The 19,925-nt window shown below is 31.1% G+C and carries 18 protein-coding genes; 13 read left to right on the forward strand and 5 right to left on the reverse strand.

Features of this window, described 5'->3' with window-relative positions:
- The first annotated feature begins 6 nt into the window (after positions 1-6).
- Together ACXGQT_RS03095 and ACXGQT_RS03100 are read left to right on the forward strand one after the other, a co-directional pair.
- Positions 7-2,481, forward strand: coding sequence for a polysaccharide biosynthesis tyrosine autokinase (locus ACXGQT_RS03095; protein WP_457829939.1), 2,475 nt, complete (start codon positions 7-9; stop codon positions 2,479-2,481).
- Positions 2,482-2,775 carry a septum formation initiator gene (locus tag ACXGQT_RS03100; RefSeq protein WP_457829940.1) on the forward strand — a complete coding sequence of 98 codons (294 nt, stop codon included), beginning with the start codon at positions 2,482-2,484 and terminating at the stop codon, positions 2,773-2,775.
- A 344-nt stretch (positions 2,776-3,119) separates the two neighbouring features.
- Here the strand turns inward: ACXGQT_RS03100 and ACXGQT_RS03105 are convergent, their stop codons facing one another.
- Positions 3,120-4,289: a THUMP domain-containing class I SAM-dependent RNA methyltransferase gene (locus ACXGQT_RS03105; RefSeq protein WP_457829941.1), complete on the reverse strand. Its 1,170-nt coding sequence runs from the start codon at positions 4,287-4,289 to the stop codon at positions 3,120-3,122.
- Between the two features lie 103 nt (positions 4,290-4,392).
- Between ACXGQT_RS03105 and ACXGQT_RS03110 the strand changes: the two genes are divergently transcribed.
- The 3 genes from ACXGQT_RS03110 to ACXGQT_RS03120 are packed head-to-tail and all read left to right on the forward strand — an operon-like array spanning position 4,393 to position 6,238.
- The gene (locus ACXGQT_RS03110; protein ID WP_457829942.1) at positions 4,393-5,124 is read left to right on the forward strand and encodes a class I SAM-dependent methyltransferase; all 732 of its coding nucleotides are present in this window, start codon (positions 4,393-4,395) and stop codon (positions 5,122-5,124) included.
- Positions 5,121-5,822 (forward strand): ZIP family metal transporter, encoded by a 702-nt coding sequence (locus ACXGQT_RS03115; RefSeq protein WP_457829943.1) that lies wholly within the window; start codon positions 5,121-5,123, stop codon positions 5,820-5,822. Before ACXGQT_RS03110 ends, ACXGQT_RS03115 begins: the two co-directional genes overlap by 4 nt.
- 11 nt (positions 5,823-5,833) lie before the next feature.
- Positions 5,834-6,238 (forward strand): group III truncated hemoglobin, encoded by a 405-nt coding sequence (locus ACXGQT_RS03120; RefSeq protein ID WP_457829944.1) that lies wholly within the window; start codon positions 5,834-5,836, stop codon positions 6,236-6,238.
- A gap of 164 nt (positions 6,239-6,402) precedes the next feature.
- Here the strand turns inward: ACXGQT_RS03120 and ACXGQT_RS03125 are convergent, their stop codons facing one another.
- Positions 6,403-7,950, reverse strand: a complete 1,548-nt coding sequence (locus tag ACXGQT_RS03125) for an SDR family NAD(P)-dependent oxidoreductase (protein ID WP_457829945.1) — start codon at positions 7,948-7,950, stop codon at positions 6,403-6,405.
- 69 nt (positions 7,951-8,019) lie between these two features.
- Positions 8,020-9,108 carry a CNNM domain-containing protein gene (locus ACXGQT_RS03130; protein WP_457829946.1) on the reverse strand — a complete coding sequence of 363 codons (1,089 nt, stop codon included), beginning with the start codon at positions 9,106-9,108 and terminating at the stop codon, positions 8,020-8,022.
- A 197-nt stretch (positions 9,109-9,305) separates the two neighbouring features.
- On the opposite strand from ACXGQT_RS03130, the gene msrB reads away from it, so the two are divergent.
- The 6 genes from msrB (at position 9,306) to ACXGQT_RS03160 (ending at position 13,647) form a co-directional block, all read left to right on the forward strand.
- Positions 9,306-9,746, forward strand: a complete 441-nt coding sequence (gene msrB, locus ACXGQT_RS03135) for a peptide-methionine (R)-S-oxide reductase MsrB (RefSeq protein WP_457829947.1) — start codon at positions 9,306-9,308, stop codon at positions 9,744-9,746.
- Position 9,747: 1 nt separating this feature from the next.
- A complete protein-coding gene (msrA, locus tag ACXGQT_RS03140) occupies positions 9,748-10,287 on the forward strand; it encodes a peptide-methionine (S)-S-oxide reductase MsrA (RefSeq protein ID WP_457829948.1) in 540 nt (179 codons plus the stop codon).
- Between the two features lie 3 nt (positions 10,288-10,290).
- Positions 10,291-10,560 carry a GNAT family N-acetyltransferase gene (locus ACXGQT_RS03145; protein WP_457829949.1) on the forward strand — a complete coding sequence of 90 codons (270 nt, stop codon included), beginning with the start codon at positions 10,291-10,293 and terminating at the stop codon, positions 10,558-10,560.
- A gap of 111 nt (positions 10,561-10,671) precedes the next feature.
- Complete coding sequence (locus ACXGQT_RS03150) at positions 10,672-12,213, forward strand: protein adenylyltransferase SelO (protein WP_457829950.1); 1,542 nt, start codon at positions 10,672-10,674, stop codon at positions 12,211-12,213.
- A gap of 1 nt (position 12,214) precedes the next feature.
- Positions 12,215-12,730 (forward strand): peptide-methionine (S)-S-oxide reductase, encoded by a 516-nt coding sequence (locus ACXGQT_RS03155; protein ID WP_457829951.1) that lies wholly within the window; start codon positions 12,215-12,217, stop codon positions 12,728-12,730.
- On the forward strand, positions 12,727-13,647 hold the full coding sequence (locus ACXGQT_RS03160) for an aldo/keto reductase (protein WP_457829952.1): 921 nt from the start codon (positions 12,727-12,729) through the stop codon (positions 13,645-13,647). The genes ACXGQT_RS03155 and ACXGQT_RS03160 overlap by 4 nt, the downstream gene beginning before the upstream one ends.
- A gap of 158 nt (positions 13,648-13,805) precedes the next feature.
- Here ACXGQT_RS03160 and ACXGQT_RS03165 read toward each other — a convergent pair whose 3' ends face one another.
- Both ACXGQT_RS03165 and ACXGQT_RS03170 read right to left on the reverse strand, forming a co-directional pair.
- Positions 13,806-15,251 (reverse strand): DUF3360 family protein, encoded by a 1,446-nt coding sequence (locus ACXGQT_RS03165; RefSeq protein WP_457829953.1) that lies wholly within the window; start codon positions 15,249-15,251, stop codon positions 13,806-13,808.
- Between the two features lie 147 nt (positions 15,252-15,398).
- Complete coding sequence (locus ACXGQT_RS03170; protein ID WP_457829954.1) at positions 15,399-18,032, reverse strand: valine--tRNA ligase; 2,634 nt, start codon at positions 18,030-18,032, stop codon at positions 15,399-15,401.
- A gap of 122 nt (positions 18,033-18,154) precedes the next feature.
- Here ACXGQT_RS03170 and ACXGQT_RS03175 point away from each other — a divergent pair, with 122 nt between their 5' ends.
- Both ACXGQT_RS03175 and ACXGQT_RS03180 read left to right on the forward strand, forming a co-directional pair.
- Positions 18,155-18,556 (forward strand): DUF1573 domain-containing protein, encoded by a 402-nt coding sequence (locus ACXGQT_RS03175; protein WP_457829955.1) that lies wholly within the window; start codon positions 18,155-18,157, stop codon positions 18,554-18,556.
- A gap of 152 nt (positions 18,557-18,708) precedes the next feature.
- Positions 18,709-19,902, forward strand: a complete 1,194-nt coding sequence (locus tag ACXGQT_RS03180; protein ID WP_457829956.1) for a pyridoxal phosphate-dependent aminotransferase — start codon at positions 18,709-18,711, stop codon at positions 19,900-19,902.
- The last annotated feature ends 23 nt before the right edge of the window (positions 19,903-19,925 follow it).

Below are 19,925 nucleotides of genomic sequence, written 5' to 3' on the forward strand. Positions count from 1 at the left end.
AAGTTAATGTCTACAAAAAACATAAAAGACCTTACCAAGGAATTTGGGTCTATAGATATAAAAAGTTATTTATTAAAAGTTTTTAGTTACTGGAAACTATTTGTTCTATCCGTTGTAATATCATTAGCATTTGCTAAGTACAAAAACATGATGGGAACAAACTCTTATAAAATTTCTAGTTTAATTACCATTGATGAAAAAACAAATCCAATGCTTTCTGCCAGCACCAATATTTCTTTTAATTGGGGAGGAGCAAGTAATATGGTAGAGTCTGTAAAAGCAGACTTTAAATCTAGAACTCATAATGAAAAAGTAGTTTCAGAATTACAGTTTTACATCAATTATTTACAAAAAGAACAAATACTCTTAGAAACTAGATATAAAGATATTTATGGCTACACTCCTTTTGTAATTAAAATAAACAATCCTGAAAGTTATCAGGTACAAGGACATAAAGTACAATTGATTTTTACCGATGAAAATACTGTGGAAGTATCTTTAGATTTAAAAGAAAACGGAAACAACATCAATTTATACAACTATAGTAATCATACCTCTAAAAACACGACTTTAGACAACAGTGTTTACACCAAAAAATTCAACATCAAAAAAAGTATTAAAACTCCTTTTTGTGAGTTTGATCTTCATTTAACCAATAAACCTAATTTAAACACTCCTTATTATATTAGTTTTAGCTCTTTTAATGGAACAGTGGCTAATTATAAAGGAATTGATATTAATACTGCCGTTACAGGTACATCATTACTAACATTAAGTTTACAAGGAGCCAACAAAAAACGTTTAATTGATTATATAAACAAAACTGTTTATGTTCTTGGAGAGGCTGAAAAAAACACCAAAATTGAATATGCTGTAAAAACTAAAAATTTTATTGATTCTTTGTTTTATATAGAATCTGATAAGTTGAAAGAATTAGAAGATCAGTTAATTAGTTTTAAATCTAAAAACGCAATTAAACTATCTAGTGAAGGAGAACAAGCATACCAAGAAATTTTAAATTACAACAACCAACAAAAGGCTATTAAAGATAATACTGAATTATTGCTAAGGTTAAAAAACAATACTTTAACCAATGATGTTGATATTAAAAATATTCCCTTAGCTGAATTGGGCGATTTAGGATTGCAAACAAACCTAACTGAATTGATTAATTTTTTATTGTTAAAAGAAAAATTATTATCAAATCATATATACCCTACTCACCCAGATTTTATTGATTTAGAAAACAAAATAAAACTTTCTAAGCAAAATGTTAAAAGTAGAATTGATGCACTTATAGAATATAACGGTATTAAAGCACGTAAAATAACCGAAGAGTTAAACAATATTAAAACCTCCATAAAAGACTTACCTCTCAAAGAATATCAATTAATTCAATTAGAAAAAAGTTACACAATTTCCGAAAGTAATTACAATCATTTAAAGCAAAAAAGTTACGATGCCGGTGCAGCTATTGCAGCAAACTCATCAAGTATAAAAATTATAGACAATGCCAAAGATATTGGTCAAGGTCCTTTGGCTACAAAATCATCATTTAATTATATAGTTGCTATTTTATTAGCCATTATACTACCGTTAATTTTTATTACCATAATAGAAGCTTTAGACGATAATATTTATACTGTAGAACAATTAGAACGCTTGTACAACATTCCTGTTTTAGGAGTTGTAGGAAAAAATAATAATGCCTCTAACTTGGTGTTATTAAACAATCCAAAATCATCTGTTGCAGAATCATACAGAGCTTTACGATCTAATATTCCTTATTTATTTCATAAAGAAGATGTTAAAAAACCTAACAAAACCATTCTGTGTACTTCTTCTATTAGTGGAGAAGGTAAAACAGTAACATCTATGAACATTGCTAGTTCTTTTGCTTTAAGTGGCAAAAAAACCATTTTGTTAGGATTTGATTTAAGAAAACCAAAAATTCATAGAGATTTTCACTTAGAAAACAATTATGGATTGGTTGATTATATTATTGGTCAACATTCTTTAGATGAAGTTATTCAGTCTACAGAAATAAACAATCTTGACATTATTGTAACAGGAACTATTCCTCCAAACCCATCTGAATTAATCTTAAGTCAAGCTACAAAAGATCTTTTCTTAAATTTAAAAAGAAAATATGACTATATTGTCATTGACACCCCTCCTATTGGTTTGGTTTCTGATGCTTTAGATTTAATGGATTATTCCGATGCCAACATATATGTAACAAGACAAGGGTATACCAAAAAAGGAATGATGAAAATGATTGATCAAAAATACACCAATAATGAAGTAAATAATATTGCTTTTATTGTTAATGATTTTGCTCAAACGTCTAAATATGGTTACAGATATGGTTATGGATATGGTTACGGTTATGGTTCTTATTCATATGGATATCATACAGAAGATAAAAAATCTATAAAAACACGTATTACAAATATCATTAATAGAAAAAAGGAGTCTTAAATGAAAACGTACTTCTTAAATAAAAGAATTATTGGTCCCATAATAATTGTGATATTTATTATTTGGATGCTCTTTTTTGACTCTAACTCTTATTTATATCAACTAGAATATAATAGAGAAATAGACAAACTTGAAAAATCTATTGAATTTTACAAATCAGAAATTAAAAAAAATAGAAAAACAATGGAAGAACACTCTGTGCAAAAAAACATTAATAATTATGCCAGAGAAAAATACCATTATAAAAAAGATGATGAGTTTTTGTATTTAATAGAGTATGATACTATTGAATAATTTACAAATATTTTAAATTCAACGTTTGATCTTTTTCACTATTGTCGGTTCGAGTAAAATTTTGAAATATAATGTAAAAAGTTTGCATCGAGAACTTACTTAAACAACTTCTCGATACTTCCTTTGTTTCCTCTTTGCTTCAACAAACTCAACTCGAAGTGACATTATCAGATTTAGGAAATATCAACAACAATTTTATAACACGAAAAAGGACTACCTGAAAAGTAAAACTTTCGTCAAACTGAACTTGTTTCAGTTTCTCATAACTACGTTTAACAGTATATTGTCATTCTGAACTAAATTCATAATGACGTTTTCTAATACTTTTCAAACAAGCTCATTTTTTAATAATCATTTTTAGATGCTTTTTTACTTCCTTCGTAAATTTCATACTTTACAAACTTACAATCTAAATCGCTATTTTTAATCGCTATTCTTCTACTTGTTCTTAAACCAACATGTTTTAAAGCTTCAATATCCGAAGTAATAAACCAGGCTGTAGAGTTATGATAATTGTGCTTTAAAGTATCTCCTATACTTTTATAAAAACCTTCAAGATCATCCAACTTCAATCGCTCACCATACGGTGGATTAAACAATATAGTAGTAGGACCAAACACTTCTTTTTTAGAATTGAAAAAGTTAATATGATGAACCCCTATAAACTCTTCTAAATTAGCACTAGCAATGTTTTCATTTGCTTTTCTTACAGCAGAAGGAGCTTTGTCAAACCCCATAATTTTATGCTGTGGATCTCTAATCTTTTTAATCAATGAATCTTGAATAGCGAAAAACAAATTTTCATCAAAATCTTTCCATTTTTCAAAAGCGAATTCTTTTCTGTTAATGTTTGCCGGAATATTACAAGCCACCATAGCTGCTTCAATTAATATTGTTGCAGAACCACACATGGGATCTATAAAATTCTGATCTCCATTATAACCAGATAACAATACCAAACCTGCTGCTAAAACCTCGTTTATAGGTGCTAAGTTGGTATTTACTCTATACCCTCTTTTGTGTAAAGAGTCTCCAGAACTATCTAAGGAAACGGTACAAAAACCATATCTATCAATATGTACATTTACTTTTAAATCCGGATGTTTAATATCTACATCAGGTCTAGCATCGTGCCTAGCCATAAAATAATCAGCTATGGCATCTTTGGTTTTTAAAGCTAAATAATGGGTATTACTTGTTATTCCTGCAAACTGATTGGTTCCTTTGGTAGCAAAAGTTCCATTTACATCTAAATATTTTTCCCATCGAATTTTTAATAAATTCTTATATAAATCGTCTTCGTTTTTAACCTTAAACTTAATAATAGGTTTTAAAATTCTAATGGCAGTTCTTAAATACAAATTTGCTTTGTACATAAATCCCTCATCACCAACAAACTCTACCATTCTAACTCCAGCTTTTACATCTTGAGCTCCTAACTGCTTTAACTCATTAGATAAAACCTCTTCTAGACCTTGTAAGGTAATGGCTACCATTTTAAAATTAACTCCCATTCTATATTTTTTAGACTACAAAAGTAATTCTTTGTAATGTTTTAACGAATAAAACTACCAAAGAAATAAATTAACTAAATTTGGGCTTCAATTAAAAGATTACATGGAGAATACTAAGACATGGTTTAGCGAATGGTTTAACACTCGTTATTATCATATTTTATACAAAAACAGAAATAATGATGAAGCTAAAAATTTTATGCAAAATTTAGTTTCGTTTTTAAAACTTCCTAAAACCAACTCTATTTTAGATTTAGCCTGTGGAAAAGGAAGACATTCCATTTTTTTAAACTCTCTAGGATATCCTGTTATTGGTGCTGATTTGTCTAAAAACAGTATAGATTATGCAAACCAATTTGCCAACAATACTTTAAAATTTATTGTTCAAGACATGCGTAAACCTTTTACTGTAAAAGTTGATGCCGTTTTTAACATGTTTACCAGTTTTGGTTATTTTGATGATGACCTTGATGACATAAAAGTGTTACAAAATATTGAAGCTTGTTTAAATGATAATGGTGTTGCTGTAATTGATTATATGAATGTAAACAAAGTGATTAAAAACTTGGTAAATGCTGAAGTGGTGACACGTGACGATATTAATTTTAACATAAAAAGACATGTAACAGATGGATTTATTACCAAAGAAATAGACTTAACTGAAAACGATGAAGAACTACACTTTCAGGAACGTGTAAAAGCCATAGATTTAGATAAATTCAAAGAGTATTGTAAGCAAGCCAATTTAAAAATTAAGCATATCTTTGGAGATTATAATTTATCTGATTTTGATATTAAAACTTCGGATAGACTTATCTTGATTTTAACCAAATGATTTACGTTTATTTAATTTCTGCTGTATTAGCAAGTGTCTTGTTTGTAAGTATTAGTCAGCCAAACAAAAAGTTCATTCAATTGTTACTTTCATTTAGCGGTGCCTATTTACTATCTATGACGATTAGTCATTTATTACCAGAGGCTTTTGGAATTTTAGAACACAATCATAACCACAAAGAAAACATCAACACCAAAATGGTTGGCGTTTTTATTTTAATTGGAATCATCATCCAGTTAGTATTAGAGTCTTTTTCTAAAGGAGCGGAACACGGACATGTTCATATTCACGATGCTAAAAAACAATTTCCATGGATGTTGTTTATCAGTTTATGTATCCATGCTTTTTCCGAAGGAATTCCTTTAGGTTACACCAATAACGAATCCTTTTTATGGGCCATTGTTATTCACAAAGTTCCCGTAGGAATTGTATTAACTTCTTTCTTTTTAAAACATGAATACGATTTAAAAAAAGTTGTGTTTTTTATGACCACTTTTGCTTTGATGAGTCCTTTGGGAAGTTTTTTAGCCTCTAAAATTTACTTTTTCCAAGATTATCAACATCAAATTACAGCGTTAATTATAGGAATTTTCTTACATATTTCTACCGTAATTCTTTTTGAGAGTTCAGAAAACCATAAATTTAGTTATCCTAAGTTTATTGCCATTTTATTAGGAATGGCAGTGGCTTTGTTTTAAACAATTACTTTATGAAAACAGACATTCAAAATAGAAAAGACATCTATAAATTGGTTTGTGCCTTTTATGATGAAATTAGAAAAGATGATTTATTAGGTCCTATTTTTAACAGAATGATTCCTAATAAAGATTGGCCAGCACACCTAGAAAAATTAACTGATTTTTGGGAAACAAATTTGTTTGGAATTCCAAAATTTAAAGGAAATCCTACTCAAAAACACTTGGCAACAGATGTTACTTTTAACCATATAATTACTCAAAAACATTTTGATCATTGGTTAAGTATCTGGAAAGAAACTATTAATGGTTTGTACGAAGGAGATTTAGCCACTAGAGCTCAAGTAGCAGCTTATAGTATTGCTCACATTCAAAATGTAGTTATTGCCAGAAATAAACCCCAAAACAAGAAAGAGTAGCTGTTTAGCTACTCTTTTCTTATATTTTCCTATATTAACATCTCGACTCCGCTCGATGACCTAATTAATTGGTGTTTAAACGGAAAAAAGAATATATTTAAACAAATATTACTTTCTCAATCATTCCGTCTTTTTACCTTTTACCAACGACCATCTTTCCAAAACTACCAATCAATAGGCATATAATCTTTTAAAAACTTACCACACCAATGTTTTCCAGTGTTTATTCCATCAAACAACGGATCAATTACACGAGCTGCACCATCAACAATATCTAACGGAGGCTGAAAATCGTGTACTTCTACTTTTTTCTTAGATAATTCAGCAGGATCTTCATCGGTTACCCAACCTGTGTCCACAGCATTCATATAAATTCCATGTTTTGCAAATGTTGATGCGGAAGTATGAGTTAACATATTTAAAGCTGCCTTTGCCATATTGGTATGTGGATGTCTATCTTCTTTTTTAAACCTATAAAACTTCCCTTCCATAGCAGATACATTAATAATATGCTTCATTCCTGTATTTTCCTTTTTCATCAACTCACCCAAACGGTTAATTAACACAAAAGGTGCTACAGAATTTACCAACTGAACCTCTACCATTTCTGTAGTTTCTATCTCACCTATTTTTAAACGCCAACTATTAGTTTTACGTAAATCAACTTGTTGTAAATCTGCATCTAATTCCCCTTCAGGAAACACTTCATTGGTTACTAAAGAATTATCAAAACTATAAGGAATTTGAGATAATTTAGCCGAAGCTCTTAATCCAACTCCTGGTTGTTCTCCATGCCAACTTACTGGTGCATTCTTATTGGTTGCTACTACACTACCACTTAACAAGCTCAACTCTTCTAAACAACCGTAGTGATCACTTAATAGTTCTTGAGCATTCACAGGCAAAGCAGACAAAGGTTTCTCTTCTGTTTCCATCATATGAGTATAGAAACCTGCTGGTCTTCTTACCGTTTGTGCGGCATTATTTATTAAAATATCTAGTCTATCGTATTTTTGCTCTATATAGTTACAGAAAATTTCTACACTTGGAATATGTCTTAAATCCAACCCATGAATTTTTAAACGATGTCCCCATTCGTGAAAATCTGCTTCTTTGGCAAAACGAATGGCAGAATCTGCAGGAAAACGAGTCGTAGCAATTACTGTAGCTCCTGAACGTAACATCATTAAAGTGATATGATAACCAATTTTTAAACGAGATCCCGTCATAATAGCTACTTGACCAGTTAAATCAGCAGTTTGGAAACGTTTAGCATAATTAAAATCTCCACACTCGGTACACATACTATCATAAAAATGATGTAGTTTGGTATACAACGTTTTACACACATAACAGTTTCTAGGAGACTCTAACTCTGGAGTATCCTCTTTTTTAACCTCAGTAAAAGTCAACATTTTTGGAGCTTCAAAAACAGCCGATTCTCTAGCAGAACGAATTCCTGTTTCTTTTCGAGCATGTTTATCTCTCTCTTGTTGTTTACGTTTTGCTGCTTTCTTTGCGTTTTTTCTACGCTTGTCTTGCTCTTCTTTGGTAGGCCTACTCAACAATCCTGCTACTTTCATTAAAGCCACACGTTGTTCTTCTGGCATCTCAAAAAGTTGATTGGTATCTTCTAACAAAGATTCAATTGTTTGAATACATTGTTTTACTTCTGCTTCATTTACAGATGATTGTTTAGAATTCTCTGACATTTGTTTATGTAAAAATCGAATGCAAATATACGATATACTGTATGATTTATAACATGATTCTATAAGAAGTTAAGCATCATTTTTATCATCATTAGATCTAATTTCTTTATTTAATTTATAAAGTAATTTATATTTTGCCTGACGTGTTTTCCATCTTTCTCTTGCAAATTTTTGCATATCAATAATGGTATCTTTTTCATCCATAATTTCTAAACCTAAAAGTGTTTCTATAATATCCTCCATGGTTACAATTCCATCTAAACCTCCATATTGGTCTACAATTAAAGCAATGTGTTCTTTTTTCTCTAACAAATTTTCCCAAAGAGAAAACAACACAATATCATTAGAAACTACATAAATATCTCTTTTAATATCTTTTAACTTTAACTCATATTCGTTTTCCGCTAATTTTTCAAAAACCTCTTGCCTAAACACATATCCCGTGATATTTTCTTCATTATCAGAATAAACAGGAATTCTAGAGTATTTTAAATAATCTTTACTTTTTAAAAAATCATTTAACAATAAGTTTTCATCAGCAACAACTACCACAACTCTTGGAGTCATGATCTCTACTACTTTTACATTTTTTAATCTTAAAATGTTATGAATAATTTTGTGCTCTTTTTCCGAAAAAACTCCTTCATCAGCTCCAATACTTGCCAAAGCTGCAATTTCTTCTCTACTAGTGGTTTGTTCTTTTTTATTTGATGAAAATAGTTTGGTTATCAATGCAGACATCAATACTAATGGATAGGTTAAAAACACCATTCCACTAATAGTATGTACAGAAATTACAGCCAACTGTCTCCAGTACTTAGCTCCCATTGTTTTAGGAATGATTTCTGTAAAAATTAAAATTAAAATGGTTAGTATTGCCGACACCATTCCAAAAGAAGCCTCACCATATATTTTAACAGCTTGGGCACCAACTCCTGCAGCTCCAATAGTATGGGCAACAGTGTTCATAGATAAAATAGCAGACAAAGGCTTATCTATATTGCTTTTATATTCTATAAAAGTGCTAGCCCAACTAGCTCCTTTTTCTTGTTTAACTATTAAAAATGACTGAGGAATAGACAACAGTACAGACTCTAGAATTGAACACACAAAAGAAACAAATAGTGCCAAAAAAAGATATAAAAGCAATAAAATCATTCGTTTTTTATAATAAATATACAATTTTATTTAGAGTATATACCAAGTAATATATTTAGCAAGCATTTAACTACTTTATAGTAAAAAACTAGTTTTTATGAATGTTAATTCTAAAAACAAACACAAACATTTATAAGTTTATTACCTGTAAGTTTTTACTTAGCTTTACTACTCATACAACAAAACAATAAGAATTTATGCTTACCTGGAAAGATATTATCAGTTTTACCTCAAAAGGAAATCCATCTCCCGATAAAAGAATAGAAAAAACAACAGAAGAATGGAAAGAAGTTTTAACACCTGAACAGTATAAAATCACTCGAATGTCTGGAACAGAAATGCCTCATACAGGTGCTTATTGTAGTAGTCACGAAGCAGGAATATACAACTGTGTTTGTTGTGGAAATGAGTTGTTTGATTCTACGATTAAATTCGAATCTGGTACAGGATGGCCAAGTTTTACTCAACCTGTAAAAAACAATGCTGTAAAATATATTAAAGATACCTCTCACGGTATGATTAGAGTAGAAATTCAATGTAATAATTGTGATAGTCACTTAGGCCATATTTTTCCTGATGGACCAGAACCTAGTGGATTGCGCTATTGTGTAAATTCAGAATCTTTAATTAAAAAATAACATGGCAAACATAGAACAAGCTACACTTGGAGCAGGATGTTTTTGGTGTGTAGAAACATTTTTTAACGAAATTAAAGGAGTAAAAAAAGCCATTTCTGGTTATAGTGGAGGAACTGTACCAGGTACCCCTACATACAGAGAAGTATGTTCCGGTTTAACTGGACATGCAGAGGTGGTAAGAGTTGAATTTGATGTAGATATCATTTCTTTTGAAGAAATTTTGTTCTTATTCTTTACTGCTCATGACCCCACTACCCTAAACAGACAAGGAGCAGATGTTGGAACTCAATATCGTTCTGCTATATTTTATCACAACAAGGAACAAAAATTAATTGCAGAACAAATTGTTAAAGATGTTCAACAATATTTTGACAATCCTATTGTAACAGAAATAAGTCCATTAATTAATTATTTTGATGCAGAAGATTACCATCAAAATTACTACAAACAAAATCCTGATCAAGGATATTGTGCCATGGTAGTAGGACCAAAATTGAACAAATTAAGAAAACTACATGCTGATAAATTAAAAGATTTTTAAGATTTGGAAATAGAACATCAAAAAGATAAAAACAGATATATTTTAAAGGTAAAAGATGCAACTGCTATTGTAGAATATAGCATCAAAAACAATAAAATGTATTTAACCCATTCCGAAGTTCCTGAGAATTTAAGAGGTCAGGGTATTGGAAAAATATTGGTAGAAAAAACTTTTGAACAATTAACTAGAGAAGGCTATCAAGCTGTAGCTGTTTGTGGTTATGTAAAAATAGTTGCTCAACGCAGTGAAAAATGGAAACAGATTATTTCCTAACACAGTTTTATTTAAAATTCTTATAAGTTTGTCGTCTCTCCTTCTCCTAGTAGTTATTATGAGTTTAGATTAACTTTTTACTTTCTACTTTTAAACCTTATACTACATCATATGAAATTAAACATACAAAATACCTTTACTAGCGAATTACCTGCTGATAGTAATCCTGAAAACTTTACACGTCAGGTAGAAAATGCATGTTACTCCCTAGCCACTCCCATTAAAACCAAAGCACCTAAATTAATACACACAAACAAAGAAGTTGCTAAAAATTTAGGATTCTCTAAAGAATATTTAACAACTAAGGACTTTGAAAAATTAATTACAGGGAATAGTATTTACCCTAATACAGAACCTTATGCCATGTGTTATGGTGGACATCAGTTTGGTAATTGGGCAGGACAGTTAGGAGATGGTAGAGCTATTAATTTATTTCAAGTAAAAACCGATAAATCTTATACTTTACAGCTTAAAGGTGCTGGTAAAACTCCTTATTCTAGAACAGCAGATGGTTTGGCTGTGTTGCGTTCTTCTATTCGTGAATATTTATGTGCAGAAGCCATGTATCATTTGGGAGTTCCCACTACTCGATCTTTATCTTTGGCTCTTTCTGGTGATGATGTATTAAGAGATATTTTATACAATGGAAATCCTGCTTATGAATCTGGAGCCATTGTTTGTAGAGTAGCAGAAAGTTTTATACGTTTTGGAAATTTTCAAATATTTGCATCAAGAAATGATAAGACTACTCTAGCTGCTTTGATGAACTATACCATTCGTCATCATTTTCCACATCTTGAAGAAAACAACAAAGAAGATTACGCTAAACTTTTTCAAGAAATTGTAGACACTACTGTAAAAATGATTGTACACTGGCAAGGTGTTGGGTTTGTACATGGGGTGATGAATACCGATAATATGTCTATTCTAGGGTTAACCATAGATTATGGTCCTTATGGTTGGTTAGACAATTACGATCCTGACTGGACTCCAAACACAACCGACAGACAAAACAGACGTTACCGATATGGTCAACAACCTAATATTGGTTTGTGGAACTTATATCAACTAGCCAATACTTTTTACACTTTAACAGAAGATGCTGCTCCGTTAGAAAAAGCTTTAAACAGTTACAAGACTCAATTTGAAGAGCAAAACTTGCAAATGATGTGTGCTAAAATTGGAATTCAAACTCCAAACAAACAAGATTATATTTTAATACAGTCACTAGAAACCAATTTAAAGTTGATAGAAACAGATATGACCATCTTCTTTAGATTACTAGCCACCGCTAATAATATTGAAGATTGTTTGGAAGCTTTTTACATTCCCGAACAACTAAAAGGTGAAGTATTAACGGAATGGCAAGCTTGGTTTGACCAATATAAAACAAGATTAGAAAGCGAAGATATTTCTAAAAAGGATAGAGTTTTAAAAATGAATGCCGTGAACCCTAAATATGTATTACGTAATTACATGTCTCAACTAGCCATAGAAGCAGCAGAACAAAAAGACTATAGTCTAATTGAAGAATTATATCAAGTAATTCAAAATCCTTATGATGAACAACCAGAATATCAAAAATGGTTTGCTAAAAGACCCGATTGGGCTAAGAAAAAAGTAGGCTGTTCTATGCTTAGTTGTAGTTCTTAATATGACAAAAATAGGATTAGGCGGCGGATGTCATTGGTGTACAGAAGCTATGTTTACTTTTTTAAAGGGAGTTACCAAAGTAGATCAAGGTTATATTGCTTCTGCTGATAAGAACAGTTGGTTTTCTGAAGGCATTATTGTTTATTTTAATGAAGATTTCATCACTTTAAAAACCATTCTTCATATTCATTTATTAACACACCAAAGCACTAAAAATCATTCTTTTAGAAACAAGTATCGTTCCGCATTTTATTATTTTAATCAAGAACAAAAAAAATTATCAGAAATATATTTACAGGAATTACAATCAGAATTTAAAGAAACAATCATCACACAAATTCTTCCTTTTTCTGAATTTAAATCCTCTAGAGTAGAACTTTTAAATTATTATGAAAAAGATTTTGAAAAGCCTTTCTGTAAATCTTATATTGATCCAAAATTGAAATTACTCATTAATAAGTTTTCTAACGAAGTCTGTTTAGACAAATTAACTCACTTAACAAAAGAAAATAAATGACACAAATCGGACTTGGACTAGCCGCCTTAGGTAGACCAGAATACATCAACATTAGAGATACTTATAAAATAGATAAAAGTAAAGAGGCATTTAAAAGTAATGCTTATGAAATGTTAGAAACGGCCTATCAATTGGGCATTAGGTATTTTGACACTGCCCCATCATACGGTAAAGGAGAATTTTTTTTACAAGAGTGGCAAACTATTCAAAATCATCAGGACATTAATTTGGCAACCAAATGGGGATATACTTATGTTGCCAATTGGCAACTGGGTTACAAAGGAGATCACGAAGTAAAAGAACATAGCATAGAAAAACTGATAGAACAATGGGAGACTTCTAAAAAATTGTTGCCTAATTTAAAAGTCTATCAAATACATTCTGCTACTATTGAAAGTGGTGTATTAGAAAACGACAAGGTCTTAAAAAAACTAGCTGAAATTAAAAAAAACACAGGTCTATTGATTGGCCTAACCACTAGTGGTGCTAAACAAAATATGGTTTTAAAAGAAGCTGCTGAAATTAAAATTAATGGAGATTTTTTATTTGATGTTTTTCAAGTAACCTATAATATTTTTGAACAAAGCACTTACGATACCCTTATTCAATTAAAAGACAAAAATATAGTTATTAAGGAAGGTGTTGCTAATGGGAGAATTTTTACAGAAACACCTGATTTATTAACAAAACTTTCTATAAAGTATAAAGTAGGCATTGATGCTATTGCTCTACGCTTTATTATTGATAGTTTAAAACCTGATATTGTTTTAAGTGGTGCTTTTTCTAAAAAACAATTAAAAGCCAATTTAAAAGCATTAAACTTTAAACTTAATGATGATGAAATAACAACATTAAAAAACTTAAAAAAAGAACCTGTTTCATATTGGAGAGAGAGAAAATTATTAACATGGAGTTAAAGAGCATGTCTGAAAAGTATTAGAAAACGTCATTCTGAGTTTAGTTCAGAATCACAGCATACCGTTAAACAGCAGTTACGATAAACTGAAACAAGTTCAGTTTGACGAAATTTTTACTTTTCTGACAGCCCCATTATAATTTCTGTAAAACTTAAACTTTATAGTATCCTAGGAATTCCAGGTAACTGTCCTGCTAAAGCTAAAGAAACCACACAGACTACAAACATGACTCCTGGGATCACTAATTTTTCTTTCCAAGACATTCCTTTGGCTCTCTCAACATCACCTATCAACCCTAAATTATCTAGTAACATACTTAATGCCCATCCAAAAACAGGGTTTACAAAAGCACAAGCAAAAATACAAGTTCCTGCACTTGTTGCATCTTTTTGCTTTTTAACCATTTGCATTCCAGCCTCTAATAAAGGCAAAAACACACCAACAATTAAAGCGACTCTTAATACAGGTTGCCACATAGCTAAATCCATAGGATATCCAAAAACAGCTGCCAATACACAAAAAATAGCCGTTAATAAAGCCCCCCCTGGAATTGGTCTTTTAGCAATGGCTGCAGGAATCATATAAGTTCCCCAAGATGAAGTAATATTCCCTCCTCCTAAAAATGAACCTATTATTTGTCTTACAGAAGCTATAGACATAGTATCATCTACATCCATTAATGTTTTTTCCGCTCCTTTAGGATAATTAATTTCTTGAAAAACTCTGTGACCTAAAAAGTCTGGAGACCACATTGCCACTGCTAAAATTGCAAAAGGAATTACAGCTATATAATTTTCTACAGAAGGCCATCCCATTTGCCAACCTGTATTTTCACCCCACCACCACATCGGATTCATATGTGGTAAGCCTGGAGCTGTTGTAAATTCAAAATGTGCTCCCATAAAATAAGCTACCAAACCTGCTAAAGTAGAACACAAAGGAATGGCCATCCATCTTTTACCTATTCTAGCTAAGTAAGCATAAATTAGAATTATCATTCCAATAATTACAAATGATATTGTGCTTTGTCCTCCTTTATCAGCCCAAGCTTCTAGTTTATCAATCTGACTAATCAACCCAATGGCACCTAAGTAAATAAGCAAACCACCACGCACACCAATTCCTGTAAGATCCATTAATTTAGATCCTCCTTTTGTTATACTTAATATAATTCCAAAAACTCCTATTAAAATCCCCAACGCTAAAGGATGCCCTCCTGCAGCTGCAATAATTGGAATTAACGGTATCATGGGGCCATGTGTTCCTGATAAATTTGCATTTGGATTTAAAATGGCAGAGAAAATAATTACAAAAATCCCTCCTGCAATTAACAATTCATATCGTACATTTTCGGCAATAAATTCTGGAGATAAACCAAACTGAGCGGCAAAAGCTGCAACTACAGCTGTTACCATCACTACTTTTCCAATAGTAGCTGCAAGTCCCGGAGCAACATCTTCTATTTCTATAGAATAATCCCTAAAAGGTAAATTAACTCTCCATTTTCTAAAATTTAAAATAGATAGCTCATGCTCTAAGTATTCTTTTCTGTTTTTAAATTCTGATGATTTTTTCCTTTTTTCCTTATAGGTTTTATGATCCATTATTAAAAGTTAAGTTTAATTAGTAAAAACCTAAAAATATATCTTTTACATTAACAATCCACACTGCACAATCCTGTTTTATTAAAAAGTTATCAAAAAAAATCCCATCATAAAATGATGGGTTTTTTAAATTTAATTATTTTGTACTTACACAAGTGATGATAAACTTGCTTTTATAGTTTCTATTTTAGCTAACGCATCTGCTTCTTTTTTACGCTCTCCAGCAATTACTTGCTCTGGAGCATTGTTTACAAAACGCTCGTTAGATAATTTCTTTTGAACAGATTTTAAGAAACCTTCAGTATACTTTAATTCTTCGTTTAACTTGGCCACTTCTGCTTCTATATCAATGGCTCCAGCCATTGGCACAAAATATTCGTTAGATTTTAAACGGAAACTTAGCGCTCCATCTACAGCTGCATCTACATAAGATAATGCTGCTACATTCCCCATTTTAGCGATTACAGTATCAAAACCTTTTGAAGTATTATCCTTATTTAAAACAGACAAATCAATAGTTTCTTTAAATGAAATATTTTTATCTTTTCTAATGGTTCTAATTCCTGAAATTACCTCTGATGCAATTTCAAAATCAGCAATGATATCTTTGTTATAATCTGTAGCTTTAGGGTATTCTGATATAATTAAAGCTTCTTCTGGAGTTCTATCAGAAATTAACTGCCAAACCTCTTCTGTTAAGTGAGGCATAAAAGGATGTAAAATCTTTAAATTATCTTCTAATATTCCTATTACTTCTTTAAAAGTAACAGCATCCATTGGTGTTCCAAAAGCTGGTTTAATCATTTCTAAGAACCAAGCACAGAAATCTTCCCAAACCAATTTATAAATACTCATCAAAGAGTCACTTAATCTATATACTTCAAAATTAGCATCAATTTCTGCTAATGTTTTTTGGAATTTGGCTTTGTACCAATCAATAGCAATTTTAGATGCTTCTAGTTGTGCTTCTGTTTCTGAAATCTCCCAACCTTTAATCAACTTAAAAGCATTCCAAATTTTATTAGCAAAGTTACGTCCTTGTGCACATAAATCTTCATCAAACATTAAGTCGTTTCCTGCTGCTGCAGATAATAACAATCCTACGCGAACACCATCTGCCCCATATTGTTGCATCAACTCAATAGGATCTGGAGAATTTCCTAAAGATTTAGACATTTTACGTCTTTGTTTGTCTCTTACAATTCCTGTAAAATAAACATTGCTAAAAGGTTTGTCATTTCTAAATTCATACCCTGCAAACACCATTCTAGCTACCCAAAAGAAAATAATATCTGGTCCTGTAACCAAATCGTTGGTTGGATAGTAATAATTAATTTCTTCATTATCTGGCTCATTAATTCCGTTAAATACAGAAATAGGCCATAACCAAGAAGAGAACCAAGTATCTAAAGCATCTTCATCTTGTTTTAAGTCGGATACCGACAGTGAATTATTTCCTGATTTTTCTATTGCTAAAGGCAATGCCTCTTCAATAGAAGTAGCTACTACAAAATCTTCTACTCCTTCTCCATAGAAAAAAGCAGGTATTTGGTGTCCCCACCACAATTGACGAGAAATATTCCAATCGCGAATATTTTCTAACCAATGACGATACGTGTTGTTGTAACGTTTAGGGTATAATTTAATATCTTCATCTTTTAACACCGCATCTAAAGCAGGTTTTACAATGTCTTCCATACGTAAAAACCACTGAGCAGAAATTTTAGGTTCAATCACTGCTTTGGTTCTTTCAGAAGTTCCAACTTTGTGCATGTGTTGCTCTACTTTTACCAAAGCTCCAATTTCTTCTAACTCTTTGGTAATTTCTTTACGAACTACAAATCTGTCTTTTCCTTTATAATGTAATCCATTATCATTTAAAGTAGCATCATCATTTAAAATATCAATAACTTCTAAGTTGTGTTTCTCACCTAAAACTTTATCATTTTGATCGTGTGCTGGTGTTATTTTTAGACAACCTGTTCCAAACTCAATATCTACATATTCATCTTCTATAATTGGAATTACTCTATTGGCAATAGGTACAATGGCTTTTTTACCTTTAAGATGTGTATATCTTTCATCATTTGGATTGATACAAATAGCGGTATCTCCTAACAATGTTTCAGGACGAGTGGTAGCAATGGTTACCACTTCATCAGTTCCTTCTATTTTATAATTGATATGATAAAAATTCCCTTGCTTTTCTTCAAAAATCACTTCTTCATCAGACAAAGTAGTTTTTGCTTCTGGATCCCAGTTTACCATACGATACCCTCTATAGATATCTCCTTTTTTGTATAAATCAACAAAAACTTTGGTTACAGACTCACTTAAATCAGCATCCATAGTAAACTTTGTACGTTCCCAATCACAAGAAGCACCTAATTTTTTAAGCTGATCTAAAATAATTCCACCATGTTTATCTGTCCACTCCCAAGCGTGTTTCAAGAACTCATCACGAGTTAAATCCTCTTTATTAATACCTTCAGATTTAAGTTTGGCAACCACTTTAGCTTCTGTGGCAATAGAAGCATGGTCTGTTCCTGGTACCCAACAAGCATTATAACCTCTTAAACGAGCTCTACGAATCAATACATCTTGAATGGTATTGTTTAACATGTGTCCCATATGTAACACTCCAGTAACATTTGGTGGTGGAATTACAATTGTATAAGGTTTTTTATCGTTAGGTGTTGAATGAAAGTAGTTGTTTTTCATCCAGTAGTCGTACCATTTTTCTTCTACTGCAGTAGCATTGTATGTATTCGGAATACTCATTGTTTGTTTTTGTTAAATAACAGAATGCGAAAATACAAATATACTTATGACTAAAAAAAATAACGGTATAGTTATTGAAAGTTTGAATATAAAATTTATTTTTACTTAAAATTTATATAAACATGAAGAAATTAGCTTTTATTATCTGTATGGCCTTAGCTCCAATGTTGACTTTTGCACAACAAGCAACTGCTAAAACGGATAATACTTTAAAACCAATTATGAAATTTGAAACTGAAGTAATTGATTATGGAAAAATTGCTCACAACGCTGATGGTGTTCGTTACTTTAAATTTAAAAATGTAGGAAGTGCTCCTTTAATTATAGAAAGTGTAAAAGGTAGCTGTGGATGTACGGTACCAACAAAACCTGAAGACCCTATAATGCCAGGTAAATCTGGAGAAATTAAAGTAAAATATGCAACTGACCGTGTAGGTAGATTTACAAAAACAGTAACAATTGTTTCTAACGCCACTGAACAACCAAAAGTAGTTAGAATTAAAGGAGAAGTATTAAAAGATTAATTTTTCATTACTTCACTAAAACACAAACTGCTTATTTAAATTTAAATAAGCAGTTTTTTTTATACCCAATAACAAAGTAAAATACATCTATTCTTTAAGGCAACTAGAATTTTGTACTTTTGTTGCCCTAATTTTAAAACTAAAATATAAAAATGCTTAGAGTTTCTAACAAAGGTCGTGCTATTCCAGAGTCTCCAATTCGTAAATTGGTTCCTTATGCAGAAGCCGCCAAGAAACGTGGTGTTGAAATATTTCATTTAAATATTGGACAACCAGATATAAAAACACCTAAAATTGCTTTAGATGCTGTTAGAAATATTGATATGGAAGTTTTAGAATACTCTACCTCAAATGGTTCTGAACAATACAGAAACAAATTGGTAGATTATTACAAAAAACACAATATCAATCTTAAAAACGACCAAATATTAGTAACAACTGGTGGTTCAGAGGCTTTGTATTTTACCATAGCGAGTATTACAGACCCGCAAGATGAAATTATCATCCCAGAACCTTTTTATGCTAACTACACTAGTTTTTCTATTGCTGCTGGTGTACATGTAGTACCCATTAATACTAGTATTGATAATGGTTTTGCTTTACCAAAAGTTGATGAGTTTGAAGCTTTAATTACCCCTAGAACTAGAGCTATTTTAATTTGTAATCCAGGAAACCCTACAGGAACCTTATATTCTAAAGAAGAAATTAAACAATTAAAAAAATTAGTTGTTAAATATAATTTGTTCTTAATTGCAGATGAAGTATATCGTGAATTTGTGTACACAGATGATGGTCACTATTCTATTATGGAAGAAAAAGGAATGGATATGAATGCTATTATGATTGACTCTACTTCTAAAAGATACAGTATGTGTGGAGCAAGAGTTGGTTGTGTAGTATCTCGTAATCCAGAATTGATTAGCACTGTAATGAAAATGGCTCAATCTAGATTATGTCCACCTACCATTGCACAAATTGCAGCCGAAGCAGCTATAGACACTCCTCAAAGTTATTTTGATGAAGTTAGAACAGAATACATAGAACGTAGAAATATTTTAGTAGAAGAATTATTAAAAATAGAAGGTGTTCAGGTAGTAAAACCTAAAGGAGCTTTTTATTGTTTAGCCGATTTACCTGTAGACAATGCCGATAAATTTGCCAAATGGTTGTTAGAAAGTTATAGCAACAACGGACAAACTGTTATGGTAGCTCCGGGTAGTGGATTTTATTCCACTCCAAACATTGCGCTTAGCCAAGTAAGAATTGCTTACGTGCTAAAAAAAGAAAAATTAATTCGTGCCGTTGCTATTCTTAAAGACGCTATTGAGAAATACAACGCACAATAATCTTAAAACCTAAAACACAATTT

The organism is Wenyingzhuangia sp. IMCC45467 (assembly GCF_054111205.1).